Source organism: Buttiauxella sp. BIGb0471 (assembly GCF_024807715.1).
GTDB classification, from domain to species: domain Bacteria; phylum Pseudomonadota; class Gammaproteobacteria; order Enterobacterales; family Enterobacteriaceae; genus Buttiauxella; species Buttiauxella agrestis.
On sequence record NZ_JANUEU010000001.1, the window covers coordinates 659,078 to 675,795 of the forward strand.

Genomic DNA, 16,718 nt, shown 5'->3' on the forward strand with positions numbered 1-16,718 from the left:
AGAAACGCCAGACATAATGGATGATCACAACTTTTTTCGCTGGCGACAGGATGTACTTAATATCTTCCAGTCGGTTACCGAGGCGGATGAAATAACAAAAATTCTCCATCAGCAAACAGAATTGATGGAATTTGATTATTTCTCTCTGTGTATTCGCCACCCGGTGCCTTTTACCCGCCCTAAAACGTCGCTCAGGTCGTCGTATCCGCAAAGCTGGCTTGATCACTATCATGCTGCTAATTATTTCGCGATTGACCCGGTGTTGCGTCCTGAAAATTTCATGCGCGGTAATCTGCCATGGGACGATGCGCTTTTTGGCGATACGCAGGAATTCTGGGATGCGGCGAGGGATCATGGTCTGCGGCGCGGCATCAGTCAGTGTGTGATGTCGCCGAATCGTGCGTTGGGATTTTTGTCTGTTTCACGCACCGCTAATAAAGGCAAAATATTAGCCGATGATCTCCTGCAAATGCGTCTGCAATATTTGGGTGAATTAAGCCTGATGACATTAACCCGTCTTAATGATTCAACAATGGACGCCGTAACATTGAAACTCAGTAAGCGTGAGCGGGAAATATTGCAGTGGACGGGCGAAGGGAAAACATCTGCTGAGATCGCGATTATTTTGTCGATATCAGAAAATACCGTGAATTTTCACCAGAAAAATATGCAGAAGAAGTTTAATGCGCCTAATAAAACGCAAATTGCCTGTTACGCCGCAGCGATTGGGATAATTTGAAGTAAAGGAATTGAGAGGGTGGTGCTAACAAAACGGCTGGAGAATAAGAACTCATCCAGCCATTGTGCAGAGATTACTGACGGTAAGCCTGTTTAATTTGCTTAACAGTGTTACCAAACACCTCTGCATGGGACGAGTCTTCCATTTGAGCAATTTGCTTTTCCATTTTGATGATAACCTTGCCTGCATCGGCTTGGCCCATGGCTTTAAGCATCTGAGTCAGCATGGCTTTCAGGCAGGTGACTTCAATAGCCAGTTCACTACTGTTATCTGCAGTGGAAAAATCAGGAGTGCTCATTTGTGTTCCTCGGTCTCGGTTGGTACACCGTCATTTAGTGTAACGGCTTCGTAAGGCGGCGGAGTATAGCACACTCATAAACCATTTTATTAGTGCTTAAGCGTATAGCGCAGATTGCTATCTGTACGATGCCGTTGAATTGTTTTAAAGATGTTTATTAATAGTTAAAAAGCAGTGCATTTATCAACATTAAAAATACTTTAAATTATTATGGGTTATCGTTTTTTTTAATATGAAAAGCATTTTTATTATTTGGCTGTATGAATTAAACAGCAGGTGTGTACAGTTTCCACTGTACAATTAAATTTCCAAAAGCAGTTTGAATTCTTAAAATCTGCTTTTAGATTTTAAAGTTGCCGAAAAACCCGTTAATATGTCCCGGTAATTTTAGCAGCGTAATCCCTTTTCTGGAGAGTTCCCCTTTGATCAACGTACTTCTTGTTGATGACCACGAACTGGTGCGCGCAGGGATACGACGCATTCTTGAAGATATCAAAGGGATCAAGATATCAGGTGAAGCAAATTGCGGTGAGGATGCCGTTAAGTGGTGCCGTAGTCATCCGGTTGATGTTGTCCTGATGGACATGAATATGCCAGGAATGGGTGGTCTTGAAGCAACACGTAAAATCGCGCGATATTCAAATGATATCAAAGTGATTATGTTGACGATTCACACCGAAAACCCGCTGCCAGCAAAAGTCATGCAAGCAGGTGCCTCCGGTTATTTAAGTAAAGGTGCTGCGCCGCAGGATGTTGTGAACGCGATTCGTTCGGTTAACGCCGGCCAGCGGTACATCGCGTCCGACATTGCTCAGCAGATGGCATTAAGCCAGATTGAACCGGAGAAAACGGATACCCCGTTTGCCAGTTTGTCTGAGCGCGAATTACAGATTATGCTGATGATCACCAAAGGCCAGAAGGTCAATGAAATCTCAGAGCAGCTTAATCTCAGCCCGAAAACGGTCAACAGTTACCGTTACCGCATGTTTAGTAAACTGAATATCAGTGGCGATGTTGAGCTGACACACCTTGCAATTCGTCATGGTTTATTTAGTGCGGAGACGTTAATCAGTAGTGAGTGAAATTTTTGACCCACGCGCTTTTCTCAAAACTGTCACCAGCCAACCTGGCGTCTATCGCATGTATGACGCCAGCGAAACGGTCATTTATGTTGGTAAAGCCAAAGATCTAAAAAAGCGCCTGTCGAGCTACTTCAGGAGCAATCTTGCCAGCCGTAAAACCGAAGCTCTGGTGGCATTAATCCAACATATTGATGTGACGGTGACTCATACCGAAACAGAAGCGCTGCTGCTCGAACACAACTACATCAAGCTTTATCAGCCGCGCTATAACGTGCTGCTGCGTGATGATAAATCCTATCCTTTTATTTTCCTCAGCGGTGATACACATCCGCGGCTTGCTATGCACCGTGGAGCGAAACACGCGAAAGGCGAATATTTCGGGCCTTTCCCGAATGGCTATGCCGTGCGTGAAACGCTGGCGTTGCTACAAAAAATCTTCCCCATTCGCCAGTGCGAGAACAACGTCTATCGCAACCGCTCGCGTCCTTGCCTGCAATACCAGATTGGGCGTTGCCTGGGTCCGTGTGTGGCAGGTTTGGTCAGCGAAGAGGATTACGCTCAACAAGTTGAATATGTGCGCTTATTCCTTTCCGGAAAGGACGACCAGGTTCTGAATCAACTGATTGAGCGCATGGAGCAGGCGAGCAAAAATCTTGAGTTTGAAGAGGCCGCGAGAATTCGTGACCAGATTCAGGCTGTACGTCGCGTCACGGAAAAACAGTTTGTTTCAAACACTGGCGACGACCTGGATGTGATTGGCGTCTCCTTCGATGCGGGCATGGCGTGCGTACATGTTCTCTTTATCCGTCAGGGTAAAGTGTTGGGCAGCCGCAGTTACTTCCCAAAGGTGCCAAATGGCACGGAGATTGCGGAAGTCGTTGAAACGTTTGTGGGGCAGTTCTATTTGCAAGGCAGCGCGATGCGCACATTGCCTTCTGAAATTCTGCTCGATTTCAACTTGCCGGATAAAACATTGCTTTCTGACTCCCTGACTGAGTTAGCCGGGCGGCGAATTAACGTGCAAACCAAGCCTCGGGGCGATCGTGCACGTTACCTGAAACTCGCCCGTACCAACGCCGCAACGGCTTTGGTGACCCGACTGGCGCAGCAGTCTACGATACATCAACGTCTGGCGGCCTTAGCCAGCGTGCTGGAAATACCGGCCATTAAAAGAATGGAGTGTTTTGACATCAGCCACACGATGGGTGAGCAGACCATCGCTTCCTGCGTGGTTTTTGATGCCAATGGTCCACTACGCGCTGAATATCGTCGCTACAACATCGAAGGGATCACACCTGGCGATGATTACGCGGCGATGAATCAAGTTCTGCGCCGCCGTTATGGTAAGGCCATTGACGAAAGCAAAGTGCCAGACGTCATTCTTATTGATGGCGGTAAAGGGCAATTAGGGCAGGCGAAAAAGGTATTCGCGGAGCTGGACGTGTCGTGGGATAAAAATCATCCTCTGCTGCTGGGCGTGGCGAAGGGCGTTGACCGTAAAGCTGGCCTTGAGACATTGTTCTTTGAACCGGAAGGCGAGGGCTTTTCGCTGCCGCCAGATTCCCCGGCGCTCCATGTCATCCAGCATATCCGTGATGAATCCCATGACCACGCGATTTCCGGGCATCGTAAAAAACGCGCGAAAGTAAAAAATACCAGTGCGCTGGAGACTATTGAAGGCGTTGGTCCGAAACGTCGCCAGATGTTGTTGAAATATATGGGGGGATTGCAACCATTAAAGAATGCATCCGTAGAAGAAATTGCAAAAGTGCCAGGTATCTCGCAAGCGTTGGCAGAAAAGATCTTCTACTCGTTGAAACATTAAGGCCTCTGTAGCAACATAGAGACAATTTCCACTTACGACAGACAGTTAACCAGCACTATGCAATTTAATATCCCAACATTGCTTACTCTGTTTCGTATCGTCCTTATCCCATTCTTTGTGCTGGCATTTTATCTGCCGTTTAGTTGGGCGCCATTCCTATGCGCGTTTATCTTCTGGTTTGCCGCTATCACTGATTGGTTCGATGGTTTTCTGGCCCGCCGCTGGAACCAAAGCACGCGTTTTGGGGCCTTCCTGGACCCGGTAGCGGATAAAGTCATGGTCGTTGTCGCGCTGGTGCTGGTGGTTCAGCACTATCACGCATGGTGGGTCACGCTGCCTGCGGCGACCATGATCGCTCGTGAAATCATTATTTCTGCGTTACGTGAATGGATGGCGGAAATCGGCAAACGCAGCAGTGTGGCGGTTTCCTGGATTGGCAAAGCCAAGACCATGGCGCAAATGCTGGCGCTGATCGGAATGCTCTGGCGTCCAAATATGTGGATCGAGTACACCGGTATCGGTTTGTTCTTCATTGCTGCGGTATTAACTTTCTGGTCAATGTTCCAATATTTGGCCGCTGCAAGGGGCGATTTGCTCGAACCGTGATCGGTCCGGTGCAAATTTCAGCAAACGGAACGCGGTGGTGGAAAATTTCATTGACTCACCGCGCCATCTAAGTAGAATGCAACGCATCGAACGGCAGCACAGCTTGCCAGAAGATAGTAAAATCAAATGATTAGCGTAAAGCTTCATCAAAAGATTTTGCGGGAATAGCTCAGTTGGTAGAGCACGACCTTGCCAAGGTCGGGGTCGCGAGTTCGAGTCTCGTTTCCCGCTCCAAATTTATGTAGCAGAAATTCTGTTACAGCCTGCAAAGGTAAAAAGTTTTGGCGCGTTAGCAAAGCGGTTATGTAGCGGATTGCAAATCCGTCTAGTCCGGTTCGACTCCGGAACGCGCCTCCACTTTCTTCCCGAGCCCGGGTGGTGAAATCGGTAGACACAAGGGATTTAAAATCCCTCGGCGTTCGCGCTGTGCGGGTTCAAGTCCCGCCCCGGGCACCATGGGAATAAAAGCTATAAAATCAATGATAAAGCAGTGTCGTGAAAACCACCTTCGGGTGGTTTTTTATTGCCTGAAATTCGCCTTTCTGTCATTTCTCCTCAGGTCGACTCCATACACCTTTTCTTCATCCGTTTTGGCTACCTCCCGCTCCGCTGATCCTCAAGAATATGACTACCGTCACATTCCATCATGAAAGAATAAATTATTCCTTTTAAAATTATTTGTAATAATTAATTATTCCTTTATCTGTGAGGTTCTCATCATTGAACCTTTACGCCACAGCAAGTCATGTTAACAATCCACTGCGAGACACTGATGAAAATTGATTTATCTGCCCTGACTACCGAAGGCCGCAACACTGATAGTGAAAACATCGACATGCTTTCGACCGAGGAGATGTTGAGAGTCATCAATAAAGAAGATCAAAAGGTCGCTCTGGCTGTAGAAAAGACCATCCCGGCCATTACTCAAGCCGTTGACGCGATTGTTGGGGCTTTCCAGAAAGGGGGGCGCTTAATTTACAGTGGCGCGGGGACGTCTGGCCGCCTGGGTATCCTTGATGCCAGTGAATGCCCTCCGACTTATGGCACACCACGAGAGCAGGTTGTCGCGCTGATAGCCGGTGGACATCAGGCCATTTTGCAGGCCGTTGAAAATGCGGAAGACAACCTGGCGATGGGCGTAGATGACCTCAAAAACATTCAGTTCAATGCTTCTGACGTGCTGGTGGGAATTGCGGCAAGTGGGCGCACGCCATATGTGGTTGCGGCGCTGAATTATGCCAAAAGTCTTGGCGCAACAACCGTGGCATTGACCTGCAACGCTGGCAGCGAAATCACACAAATAGCGGATATCGCCATTACGCCAGTAGTCGGGGCTGAAGTGGTGACAGGATCGTCTCGTATGAAAGCAGGCACAGCTCAAAAACTGGTGCTCAATATGCTGACCACTGGCGCGATGATTCGCAGCGGTAAGGTTTACGGAAACCTGATGGTTGATGTCGAGGCCACAAACCAGAAGCTGGTTCAACGCCAGATTAATATCGTGATGCAGGCGACGGATTGCGACCAACCAACCGCTTCCGATGCGCTACGCAGCTGCAACGGGCACTGCAAAACAGCGATTGTAATGGTCCTGGGAAATCTCAGTGCGACAGAAGCAAATCAACTTCTCAATGAGAGCAATGGATTTATTCGCAAAGCATTAGCCAACAGGACGAGTGAATAATGGCCAAAATCACGGAACAGCTGATTGCATCAATTCTGCACCTGGTCGGCAATAAAAATAATGTTCAGAACTGCGGAAACTGTATGACGCGTTTGCGTTTGACGCTGAACAACGACCAGTTAATTGAACATGACAAATTGAAAGCGCTCCCGGGAGTTTTGGGCGTAATTAATACCGACGACCAACTGCAAATTATTCTGGGTCCAGGGAAAGCGCAAACCGCCGCAGAAATGATGAACCTGATGATTAATTCGCAGGCTGATGATTCTGCAGAACCCGCGGATCTGCGTTCGGTAACCAGTGACAACAAACAAAAAATGAAGGCGAAACAGACCAGCGTGGTGCATCAGTTTCTCGCTAAGTTTGCCACCATTTTTACGCCGCTCATTCCGGGTTTTATCGCGGCGGGCATGTTGCTTGGGTTCGCCACATTAATCGAACAAAGCCTGCTGGCAGGTGCAGCTGAAAAGAATGCGACAATCGTTCATATCGTCGGTTATATGAAAATATTCGGTAAAGGGTTATTCACCTTCTTACCTATATTGATTGGTTACAACGCACAGAAAGCATTTGGTGGCTCTGGGGTCAACGGGGCGATAATTGCTTCTTTATTCCTGTTGGGCTATTCCCCGAACGCGACAGTCGGGTACTTTTCCGGCATCGATAATTTCTTTGGTATGGGCATCGACCCGCGCGGGAATATTATTGGCGTGTTGATTGCCGCCATTTTGGGCGCGTGGATTGAACGCCAGGTGCGCAAAATTATTCCTGATAACCTCGATATGATCCTCACTTCATTGTTGACGCTGCTCATCACCGGCGCGCTGACATTTACCGTCATCATGCCGTTTGGTGGCGAGCTGTTTAAAGGGATGTCATGGTTATTTTTACACCTGAACGGTAACCCGTTTGGTTGCGCTATTCTGGCTGGATTATTCTTGATTGCCGTGGTGTTTGGGGTTCATCAGGGATTTATCCCGGTCTATTTCGCGTTAATGGATGTTCAGGGCTTCAACTCTTTGTTCCCCATTCTGGCGATGGCAGGTGGTGGGCAAGTCGGTGCGGCACTCGCTCTTTACTTCCGCTCGGCGAAAGATTCTGCCACGCGTATTCAGGTCAAAGGTGCCATTATTCCGGGTCTATTGGGGGTGGGTGAACCCTTGATTTATGCGGTTACGCTGCCTCGTGTGAAGCCTTTTGTGACCGCCTGTCTCGGTGGTGCTTGCGGCGGTTTCTTCATTGGTCTGGTGGCATGGTTGGGTCTGCCAGTCGGTTTAAATACCGTGTTCGGTCCTTCAGGACTGGTCTCACTGCCGTTGATGACATCGCATGAGGGAATTTATGCCGGTATGGGTGTGTATGCGGTCGGGATAGTTATCTCGTACGCCAGCGGTTTTATTCTGACCTGGTTCTTTGGCCATAAAGATGTTGATCTAGCTTAAGATCATGGGCAGGCGGCTTCCCCCCTTCAACTCATATTGCCGTTTGCCCACTTTTATTACCGGTGTAAGCCGGATTTATATTGCCTGAAAATCCTCTTTACTGACATCATTCACCCATTCCGCTAACCCGGCCAGAAAATCGAATAATCTCAGGAGTAAATATTATGAATCACGGGCCTCTAAACGAAGAAGAACTGGAATGGCTGGATGACACGCTGACTCAATACGGCAACGATGATTCTGTGCTGGATGTCTCCGAACTGGACGGTATGCTCACCGCGATACTTTCTGCTCCAACCGTGCTTCCGGCAGCTCAGTGGCAATTAGCGCTCTGGGGTGGGGAAGATCAACTCCCGAACTGGGAGTCTGAAGAAGAAATGAATCGTTTTAACTCACTCGCACTGCAACATATGAATGATATTGCAGAGCGTTTACGAGATGCTCCAGACCAGTTTGAACCCCTTTTCGGCTATCGCGAAATGGACGGCAAAGACTACACCATCGTTGAAGAGTGGTGTTTTGGTTATATGCGCGGTTTAACGCTAGTTGAGCGTGCAGCATTGCCAGCAGCACAACAAAAAATGCTCGATGTCATTGCACTTCACGGCAATGAAGAGAGCATTACCACGCTGGAAAAAATGACCGAAGAAGAATATGAAGCCAGTCAGGCAGAAATTGGGCCTGCGGCATTACAGCTTTATCATTACTGGCAAGAACAGCGTGATGCTGAGTCCAAAACGTTACATTAATCACAACTGCGAAATATTTGTTCTGAACAATCAGGCTGCGATCTAGTGCGCTGCCTGGTTTACCAGCATATCTTCTGCACCTTCCTTCTCTTGCGACATAAATTAAAAAAGCAGGGCTAAATGTTGCTCTCGCTATCCCCTGCAAAACAAACACCCGCATCGCATAGCCCGGAAAGTCATACCGGTTGAAAATCACCTCATGTCAGTAACATTGCCTTTTACAATTCCTAACACCGAAACCGCGGGAAATTTACAAATATGATATAATCAGGTGAGAAAGGAATGTATCAATAACGATAATTCAATGAATAATGAGTCTAATGATGCTGAGCAATTCACTGAAAATTACCCATGGAGGGTACCCGGTATTTATCAAGCTGGCAGACTTTGTCGCTATTACCACGGTTTTAATAATCAGCGCATGGCTATTAGCGATAGCGCCTATGAGCATTGTTATAATGTACAGCTTACTTTTTGCTACCTCTTTTTTGTTATTCGGGGAGTACACTGAGCTTTACATTCGCAATCTCAAAAATATGAGATTGCGCAGTCAACTTCGCTTGTTTTTGTGCACATTTCTATCTATCTGCTTTGTAGAAATTATTCGCATCTTGACCGGTGGGTTGCCCTCTTTGGGATATTTGAGTGCGCTCGAAAACCCATTTATACCCGCTGTATTACTTTGGTATCTCATCTCACTGATTCCGCTCTATTTGATCCGACTTTTCGTTTTTAAGTATTCCATCAGGAAAAATATTCGCGTGGCCATCGTTGGGGTAACGGCGAATGGTCTGGCTGCGGAAACAGCATTACTGAAAGAATATTCCAATATGCATCTGGATTTAGCTTTTTACGACGAACGAGATGCATCACGGTTTAGCGATCTGTTTGCACAAATACAAAGTCCATTCAAAGGCTCGGTTAGCGGCCTGGTTGAAGACGCACAGGCGGGGAGGGTAGATGAAATCTATATCGCCTTACCGATGGTTGCGCTGGAACGCATACGCCATTTTCTGGCCGTGATGTCAGACACCACGGTTGATACCTACATTGTGCCAGACTTCAACTCCTACAGTACGCACATGTCGCAGTTGCGCTCGATAGATAACTTGCAAACGATCAGCATTTTCAGCTCGCCGTTTGAGGGGGTGGGTTCCTTTATAAAACGAGCCGAAGATTTAGTGCTTGGGAGCATTATCCTGGTCATGATCTCTTCGTTGTTGCTGGTGATAGGCATCGGCATAAAACTCACATCGCGCGGCCCGGTATTTTTCAAACAAGACCGTTATGGTTTGAGCGGGCAAAAAATTAAGGTCTGGAAGTTTCGAACCATGCGCGTGATGGAGAATTCGGACACGGTCATTCAGGCAACCAAAGATGACCCACGTGTTACGCCGTTTGGCGCGTTTTTACGCCGCACATCGCTTGATGAGCTACCCCAATTTTTCAATGTAATACAAGGGAGTATGTCGATTGTCGGTCCGCGTCCGCACGCGGTGACACATAATGAGCAATATCGTAAGCAAGTAGAGAACTACATGATTCGCCATAAAGTTAAGCCGGGGATCACAGGTTTAGCGCAAATTAACGGCTACAGGGGCGAAATCGACGCATTATATAAAATGGAAAAACGTGTCGAATACGATATCGAATATATTCAAAACTGGTCATTATGGTTGGATATAAAAATCATAATTAAAACTATTTTTAAAGGATTTGTCGGCAAAAATGCATATTAAATATATTGTTGCTGCCGGAATGGTTTTATCACAACCGGCCATAGCGGACTTAACACCGAAATCGCATATCGGCATTGCGGGTATTGATTTTCAAAGCAATGTTGGGGTGAATTACGGTCATGAAAGCAATGTGACTTATCAGCCCTATGATAACGACGCGATTAGCTCAGATTTTGTGAGCGTAACGCCGATGTTGAGCATGATCGGCGAGCGCTACCAGGATAAATATCTATTAATGTACTCGGGTGATTATCGCAGTTATAACAGTGACTCTGCTGATAATTACGCTGACCATTTCTTCCGTTTTAATGGTACCTGGCGATATGGGCAAATGCATGGCCTGATGTTTAACATTGAAGACTCTTTAGGCCATGAAGAACGTGGGCGCGGAGTGACTGAAGGTTTTGTACCTGAGCAATTTCAACAGTTTGGTGTTAATTCCCCCCTAAGCACTAACTTGCTTAATAGCGAATTACGTTACAGTTACGGGGCGCCAGAAGGGCGTGGAAAAGCAGAAGTCGCGCTGCTGTATAAGAAATTACGATTTGGAAATACTCAGGATACGCAAAATACTGATGAGGATTTTTACAATTATATTCGCGAGCAGGAATGGCACGAAAATAGCCTGATTGCAGAAATTTTTGATCAATACACATCACAAACACGCTTCCGTTATAGCTTTATTACCAACCAGCGGCATTACGATAATGCGTCAGAAAAAGACAGTAACGAATATTATTTGCGTTATGGCGTGAAATCACAGCTGACGGGTAAAACCAACATCGATATGAATCTTGCATGGCTGTATAAAACATTTGAAAACAATCCCAACTCGCAAGATTTTAATGGACTAAACTGGGATATTCAGGCTGAGTGGAAACCACTCAAACAGTCTATTTTTACAGCACATACCTCGCAGCGTATTAAAGACCCTTCAGAAGTGGGGGGTTATATTCTGGTTTCTCAGTACGGTATTTCTTACCAGCATTATTGGTTAGATGATCGCTTCTCTGCCTTGTTAGATTACTCCTACACCACGGAAGACTATAAAAAACAGGACAAGGACAGGAATGATAAAGATGGGATATTCAGCGTTACTATGAGTTATGACTTCAGACCTTCTATTAATTTTGAAGTTAAATATCAGATAGATACATTGCGTTCAAATAAAGACACCGATTCGTTCTATATCGGTCCTGACGACAACCGGGAAGTCCTGAGAACGTTGGGTTATGACAACTCGCTGATAATGTTTACAGCTAAGGTGCAGATTTAAAATGAAAATAATTAAACTGTGGGCATTTTTATTACTCAGTACACTTTTGGCCGGATGTAGCACCTCGACGCCACCATTAATGGATAGCCCGGATGCTGGTTCAAAAGGGTACCAACTTGATGCGGGTGATGCTGTGAATATTAGCGTTTACGGCGAACCCGATATGACCATGAAATTTTTAATCGATAAAAGTGGAACGATTACTTTCCCTTATATTGGTGAGTTAGTTCTGAAGGGGAAAACACCTGAACAGGTTAGCGAAGAGCTAACAAATCGTTTGCGCGGTGATTATCTGCAAAACCCAATGGTGTCGGTGAGCATCACCGAATTCCGTAAATTCTATATCTCAGGTGAGGTGGCAAACCCGAATGGGTACGCTTACGAACCGGGTTTGACCGTTGAGAAAACCATCGCACTGGCGGGCGGTTTCACTGACCGGGCTGACCGCAAAGATATCAACATCCGTTTATCTGGCACTAACCAATTACTTGAAAACGTGGACGTAAGACACTCCGTTCACCCAGGTGACGTCGTGATCATTGGCATGGGGTTCTTCTAACTATGAAACTATCAATAGTGGAAAATGGCAAGAACCGGGAAAGCTCAATCGACTTCTCAAGATTTGCCAAAGAATTGAAAAAGAACAGTTGGAAAATCCTGCTCGCGGGTGTGGTTGCGGGGGCAATCGCTTATCCGCTCATCAGCATGATGACGTCGAAATATGTCTCAACGGCAACGGTGCTGGTGAAAGCGCAGCCCGATAATATTTCGCCCTTCCCGCAAGTTGATGGTTATGACTCGACACGCAACGGCTACTACGAAACACAGTATGCATTAATGCAGTCGAGAATTGTGTTGGAGCAGGCAGTGAAGAATTTGAAACTGGATGAAAATCCCGATTTCAACGGTGTCAAAGCAGGGAGCAAACAGGCTAACACCCCTGAGAATCAACAACAGCGCGTCGATCGTGCTTTGAAAACGATGCTCAAAAACCTGACGTTCAATCCGGTTCGCACCACACATCTGGCGACTATTTCTTACGAATCAGCCTCGCCACAGCTTGCAGCAGAAATCGCAAACGGAGTAGCACAGGCGTTTATTGACTACACCGTTGAACAAAAACGGACGAATACGCTGAAAGCTCGTGAGAGTAATCAGCAGCGAATGGATGAGTTGCAAAAGCAGATAACCGAGCAAAAACTGGCGATTAATGACTATCTGAAAAAAGAAGGTCTGCTGACCTTTCGTGGCGTCGATGGTTTTGAAACGGAACAGTTGGGCATCGTCACCAATCGTTTAGCCGATGCCACTCAGCGTCGCATTGCTGCGGCTTCGCTATACAACGAAGTGCGCCAGAATGCCGGGAAATCATTGGAAGATGTGATTTCACTGCCCGCAATTTCTAGTCACGCACAAATTCAGGACTTGCGTATCGCGCTCATTCAGGCGAAACGTTCGCTTTACGAACTACGAAAATCGTATGGCCCGAAACACGCTAAAATTCTGGAAGCGCAGGCTCAAGTTCAGGCGATTCAGGATCAAACCTCTATCGTCCTGGGTGAGCTGGAATCGGGGTTACGTCAGCAGTATCAGGCCGCGTTGACTGACGAAAATAGCTATCAGCAGCAATTGGATCAGCAAAAAGAAATCTTCCAGAAAATTGCATCGAAGCGCGATGGCTATAATGGACTGAAACTGGCGCTTGATAAAACCGAAGACATGTACAAAGCACTTTATCAGCGCACCCAGGAGCAGTCTTTATCCGGCAGTTACGCAGATGCCGATGCAGTGTTATATGACCCGGCGGTGCCAGCCGATCGTCCAGCGAAGCCGAATAAGTCTCTGCTGCTGATCATGGTTGTGATGCTGGCGCTGGCGTTTTTCATCATGTACATCATTGTGAAAACCGCGATGGACAGCACCATTAATAATCTCAGCCAAATGCGAAAACGTTTGAAACTCGAACCTTTAGGCGAGATTCGCCGTTATCCGGGTGTCGGGAGTCGGGCACAAATCCGCGACGTTATTGCCAATAACCCATTGAACGCCGACATTATTCACAGCATTCGCACGCGTATTATGCTGGATAATCGGCAGCTTCAAACCATAGCAATTACTTCCTCAGAACACGGCGAAGGGCGCACGCTGCTGGCGAATTTGCTGGCTAACTCCTTTAGCTTTGATCAAAAAACGCTGTTGATTGATTTAGATTTTTTCAACAAAGATGGACTATCAAGTGAGCTGGCGAAACTTGCGGCCCCCGGTGCTGCCGAGTTGCTTCGTGGTGCAGCGACGCTTGAAAATCTGAGCGTAAAAGTGAATGAGAATCTTGATTTTCTGGCGCGTGGCAATGCCAAAGTCTCATCGTTGCTGATGCTGTCATCAGAAAATCTTGAGCATTTGATGCGCGAGTTAAGGAGCCGCTATCAACGCATTATCATTGATGTCGCTGCGCTCAACCAAAGCCAGGATGTTCAACTGATTAGCCGCGTAACGGATGGCCTGATTTTCGTGCTCAAAGCCGGGACGGTACCTGCGGAAAATATTAACCAGACACTGGATAAAATCGAATCAAACCAGTCGGTTATTATTGGTGCTGTCATCAATCAGGTGATTGATAAAAATCTGGAAACGAAAGAGGGATTACGCTCACTTAACCTCCAGACGAACGAACTGATGCACGGTACAGGTCAGTTATGAGTTTACTCAGGAGCGCATCCACTATAGCCGGTTCATCAGTCATTTCGCAGTTGATTGGTGCACTGTCTATTTGGTTGATTTCGCACAAGTATCATCTGGCGGAAGTGGGGCTTTACGCGCTCAATTATAGTATTGCGTTGATAGGTGCTCAGGTTTGTACCTTTGCATCACAGCTATTAATTCCCAAACAGCATGACGAAGATTTAGCGCAAAATGTGGTGTTTTGCTTATTACAAAGCGTGAGTATCGCGGTGCCTTACGCGTTATTCACGGCATGGTTATTCGATCAAAATATCTTTTTCCTGTATCTCCTTACGCTTTCAAATACGTGGGTTTTGATTTCGGAAAACTTATCGCTACGTACGGCTAATTTCAGTTTTCTGGTCTTTCAACGTATTTCTGTCTCGGTTGTCGTTGTGCTTTCTGTGTTGCTCACTTCAAGCATTCAGGCATTTTATTGGGCGTGGGCGGGGTCAATGATGCTTCTGACTATTGGCTGCATCCTTCGTGCGTTTGATATCCGCACGGTCACAATGCAGCATTTGAGTCCGAAAAATAATCTGGAATTCTTTAATAAACACGTTCATCACATAACTAAAGTGGGCAGTGCAGAAGTGCTGGCGATGGCGAACAGCAACCTGCCGATCATGTTAATTAACTTCTGGTTCTCGGCACTGACTGCGGGCTATTTTTCTATAGTCAGCCGCTTCTGCCTGGCTCCCGTCGTCATCGTCGGGAATGCAGTGCGTAATGCCATCTTCTCGAAATGGTCGATTGATTTCAGACACAACACGTTTAATTTCCATGAGTATAAAAAAGTACGCCTGCTGTTATTAGTGTTAGGCATCGTCTGCACGCTGGGGGTGTTTATTTTCTATCCCATCGTTATGCATCTCGGTTTTAGTGAGGACTGGATAAACTCCATTCCTACTTCACGCTATATGCTGCCTTACTTATTCCCGGCGCTGGCCGTTTGCCCGCTCACGGTTATCGAGCTGATTTTTGGCTCCCACCGCTACTTCTTACGTATCCAGTTTGAACAGCTGGCTATCGTGTTGATTGCCTTTATTGTTGTCCCTTATTTTTATAATGACTATGCGACATCGATTATCTTGTTCTCCATTTTAACTTTCGTGCGTTATGCGTTTATTTATCTGAAGGTTAATAAACGCGCTAATTTGTTGAAAGACAGGCCGGCTGTTTTATGAATCTAAATACTGGGCATTACTTACAGACTTACACGTTTGTCGCGTTGGTGTTTTGCGGACTGGTGCAATATTTCACCGGTGTGCTTGCTGTGCTGTGGCTGCCATTCTTCCTGACTTTGCTGATGCTTGGATTGCTGGTGATGCAAACGCGCTACGAAGCATTGCAGCTTGATAAACAAGAGATTGTTGTTCTGGCGCTGTATTTCATCTTCCTGGCGATGGCGGGTGTTTCGACGCTATTGCAGGGAGGTTTAACGGTTGCCATCGTCGGTTTTAAAAATGAAATTGCGATTTCGCTGGTGATGCTGTGTTTATTGCTCGGTTTCTGCCGGGAATCACAAATTTATCGCGTGACCAAAACCTTATATTGGGTGTTTTACGCGCAATTTCCGATAGTCATTTATCAGCTATTGTTTGTGGTTCCCCAGCGTGTAGCCATGCGTGGTGAAGATGAGAAGTGGGACTCTGTTGTCGGAACGTTTGGCGGCGATCCGATGGGGGGAGGGAACACCGCAGCCATGGGATTGTTCTGCCTGCTCATTATGCTGTTAAAGGTTTCCGAATTTAAGCATGGGCTGACTACATTTAAATCAATGGCGCTGCATGTCATTCTCGGTTTTGCGCTGTGCATTGTGGGTGAAGTGAAGTTTGTTATCCTGCTTTCACCGCTTTTACTGGCATGGGTATGGATTATGCCCAGCTATGTGAAAGGGGTAAGTAAAGTGAATATCAAAGCGTTGCTGCTGATATTCGCGGGTATGGCGTTATTAATTACCCTGGCGGTTGTCATTTTAGCTTCTGGTTATTCATCTGCTTTCGGCAGTGACCCGACGCAAAGCTCATTCAGCATCTTCTTAGACTCGCTCAGTTATATTTTCGACCCCAATTACATCATGCCAAATGGTGAAGTCGGGCGCTTTACGACGTTGATATTTTGGTTAAAAAATAATGATCTTTGGGGATTATCAGGCACTTTATTTGGCTACGGCCTGAATGCGACTAACAGTGGGAGCACGGTTTCACCGGGCTTTTTGAATCTAACCTACAATTTGATTCTCGACTCAACTTCGCTGAGTATGCTGCTCTGGGAAGTGGGTGTCATTGGAACACTGATCTTCATTGGTTTAATTATCTATATTTTGAAAATTGCACGGCCTCAACCCTTACTGGAACGCGAGCAATTAGACCCGCAAGATCTCCAGTTATTAAGTTTTGCACCTGCCTTTAATGCCTTTGCTATCAGTTGCTTACTGAGTCTGCCATATAGCCAGATACTGATGATCATTCCGATGTTACAATTCCTCTTCTATTTGTCACTAGGCGCAAGTCTGGTTATTCGTCGGTCCGTTCATCGTTATGCAGAGCAATAG

General features: G+C 46.5%; 14 protein-coding genes and 3 tRNA genes. 16 read left to right on the plus strand and 1 reads right to left on the minus strand.

What is annotated here, in order from left to right:
* Positions 1-16: 16 nt before the first annotated feature.
* Entirely contained in the window at positions 17-739 is a 723-nt protein-coding gene (gene sdiA / locus M2371_RS03080; RefSeq protein ID WP_172893819.1) for a transcriptional regulator SdiA, read from the plus strand.
* 73 nt (positions 740-812) lie between these two features.
* On the opposite strand, the gene M2371_RS03085 is transcribed toward sdiA, so the two are convergent.
* Positions 813-1,037, minus strand: a complete 225-nt coding sequence (locus M2371_RS03085; RefSeq protein WP_034496197.1) for a DUF2594 family protein — start codon at positions 1,035-1,037, stop codon at positions 813-815.
* A 422-nt stretch (positions 1,038-1,459) separates the two neighbouring features.
* Here M2371_RS03085 and uvrY point away from each other — a divergent pair, with 422 nt between their 5' ends.
* The 15 genes from uvrY to M2371_RS03160 all read left to right on the plus strand — a co-directional run bounded on the left by uvrY (position 1,460) and on the right by M2371_RS03160 (position 16,718).
* Positions 1,460-2,119 (plus strand): UvrY/SirA/GacA family response regulator transcription factor, encoded by a 660-nt coding sequence (uvrY, locus tag M2371_RS03090; protein WP_034496195.1) that lies wholly within the window; start codon positions 1,460-1,462, stop codon positions 2,117-2,119.
* On the plus strand, positions 2,112-3,944 hold the full coding sequence (gene uvrC / locus M2371_RS03095) for an excinuclease ABC subunit UvrC (RefSeq protein WP_259266859.1): 1,833 nt from the start codon (positions 2,112-2,114) through the stop codon (positions 3,942-3,944). The genes uvrY and uvrC overlap by 8 nt, the downstream gene beginning before the upstream one ends.
* A 57-nt stretch (positions 3,945-4,001) precedes the next feature.
* The gene (gene pgsA / locus M2371_RS03100) at positions 4,002-4,550 is read left to right on the plus strand and encodes a CDP-diacylglycerol--glycerol-3-phosphate 3-phosphatidyltransferase (protein WP_034496190.1); all 549 of its coding nucleotides are present in this window, start codon (positions 4,002-4,004) and stop codon (positions 4,548-4,550) included.
* Between the two features lie 158 nt (positions 4,551-4,708).
* A tRNA-Gly gene (locus M2371_RS03105) sits at positions 4,709-4,784 on the plus strand.
* Positions 4,785-4,833: 49 nt separating this feature from the next.
* Positions 4,834-4,907: transfer RNA gene (locus M2371_RS03110), tRNA-Cys, on the plus strand.
* 12 nt (positions 4,908-4,919) lie between these two features.
* Positions 4,920-5,006 (plus strand) — tRNA-Leu (locus tag M2371_RS03115).
* 316 nt (positions 5,007-5,322) lie between these two features.
* A complete protein-coding gene (gene murQ / locus M2371_RS03120) occupies positions 5,323-6,234 on the plus strand; it encodes an N-acetylmuramic acid 6-phosphate etherase (RefSeq protein WP_259266860.1) in 912 nt (303 codons plus the stop codon).
* On the plus strand, positions 6,234-7,676 hold the full coding sequence (murP, locus tag M2371_RS03125; protein WP_259266861.1) for a PTS N-acetylmuramic acid transporter subunit IIBC: 1,443 nt from the start codon (positions 6,234-6,236) through the stop codon (positions 7,674-7,676). The genes murQ and murP overlap by 1 nt, the downstream gene beginning before the upstream one ends.
* A 164-nt stretch (positions 7,677-7,840) precedes the next feature.
* A complete protein-coding gene (locus tag M2371_RS03130) occupies positions 7,841-8,425 on the plus strand; it encodes a UPF0149 family protein (RefSeq protein WP_172893824.1) in 585 nt (194 codons plus the stop codon).
* Between the two features lie 323 nt (positions 8,426-8,748).
* Positions 8,749-10,164, plus strand: coding sequence for an undecaprenyl-phosphate glucose phosphotransferase (locus M2371_RS03135; protein WP_259267259.1), 1,416 nt, complete (start codon positions 8,749-8,751; stop codon positions 10,162-10,164).
* Entirely contained in the window at positions 10,154-11,440 is a 1,287-nt protein-coding gene (locus M2371_RS03140; RefSeq protein ID WP_259266862.1) for an outer membrane beta-barrel protein, read from the plus strand. Before M2371_RS03135 ends, M2371_RS03140 begins: the two co-directional genes overlap by 11 nt.
* 1 nt (position 11,441) lies before the next feature.
* Positions 11,442-11,999, plus strand: a complete 558-nt coding sequence (locus M2371_RS03145; RefSeq protein ID WP_115628073.1) for a polysaccharide biosynthesis/export family protein — start codon at positions 11,442-11,444, stop codon at positions 11,997-11,999.
* A 2-nt stretch (positions 12,000-12,001) separates the two neighbouring features.
* Positions 12,002-14,140 carry a polysaccharide biosynthesis tyrosine autokinase gene (locus M2371_RS03150; protein WP_259266863.1) on the plus strand — a complete coding sequence of 713 codons (2,139 nt, stop codon included), beginning with the start codon at positions 12,002-12,004 and terminating at the stop codon, positions 14,138-14,140.
* Positions 14,137-15,348 (plus strand): lipopolysaccharide biosynthesis protein, encoded by a 1,212-nt coding sequence (locus tag M2371_RS03155; RefSeq protein ID WP_034496176.1) that lies wholly within the window; start codon positions 14,137-14,139, stop codon positions 15,346-15,348. Before M2371_RS03150 ends, M2371_RS03155 begins: the two co-directional genes overlap by 4 nt.
* Positions 15,345-16,718: a capsular biosynthesis protein gene (locus tag M2371_RS03160; RefSeq protein ID WP_259266864.1), complete on the plus strand. Its 1,374-nt coding sequence runs from the start codon at positions 15,345-15,347 to the stop codon at positions 16,716-16,718. Before M2371_RS03155 ends, M2371_RS03160 begins: the two co-directional genes overlap by 4 nt.

What these genes read in the sequence shown, in the direction of transcription:
- sdiA (WP_172893819.1), top strand. Translation starts at nt 17, where the DNA reads ATGGATGATCACAACTTTTTTCGCTGGCGACAGGATGTACTTAATATC.
- M2371_RS03135 (WP_259267259.1), top strand. Translation starts at nt 8,749, where the DNA reads ATGCTGAGCAATTCACTGAAAATTACCCATGGAGGGTACCCGGTATTT.
- M2371_RS03085 (WP_034496197.1), bottom strand. Translation starts at nt 1,037, where the DNA reads ATGAGCACTCCTGATTTTTCCACTGCAGATAACAGTAGTGAACTGGCT.
- M2371_RS03140 (WP_259266862.1), top strand. Translation starts at nt 10,154, where the DNA reads ATGCATATTAAATATATTGTTGCTGCCGGAATGGTTTTATCACAACCG.
- murP (WP_259266861.1), top strand. Translation starts at nt 6,234, where the DNA reads ATGGCCAAAATCACGGAACAGCTGATTGCATCAATTCTGCACCTGGTC.
- murQ (WP_259266860.1), top strand. Translation starts at nt 5,323, where the DNA reads ATGAAAATTGATTTATCTGCCCTGACTACCGAAGGCCGCAACACTGAT.
- M2371_RS03160 (WP_259266864.1), top strand. Translation starts at nt 15,345, where the DNA reads ATGAATCTAAATACTGGGCATTACTTACAGACTTACACGTTTGTCGCG.
- M2371_RS03130 (WP_172893824.1), top strand. Translation starts at nt 7,841, where the DNA reads ATGAATCACGGGCCTCTAAACGAAGAAGAACTGGAATGGCTGGATGAC.
- pgsA (WP_034496190.1), top strand. Translation starts at nt 4,002, where the DNA reads ATGCAATTTAATATCCCAACATTGCTTACTCTGTTTCGTATCGTCCTT.
- M2371_RS03155 (WP_034496176.1), top strand. Translation starts at nt 14,137, where the DNA reads ATGAGTTTACTCAGGAGCGCATCCACTATAGCCGGTTCATCAGTCATT.
- M2371_RS03145 (WP_115628073.1), top strand. Translation starts at nt 11,442, where the DNA reads ATGAAAATAATTAAACTGTGGGCATTTTTATTACTCAGTACACTTTTG.
- M2371_RS03150 (WP_259266863.1), top strand. Translation starts at nt 12,002, where the DNA reads ATGAAACTATCAATAGTGGAAAATGGCAAGAACCGGGAAAGCTCAATC.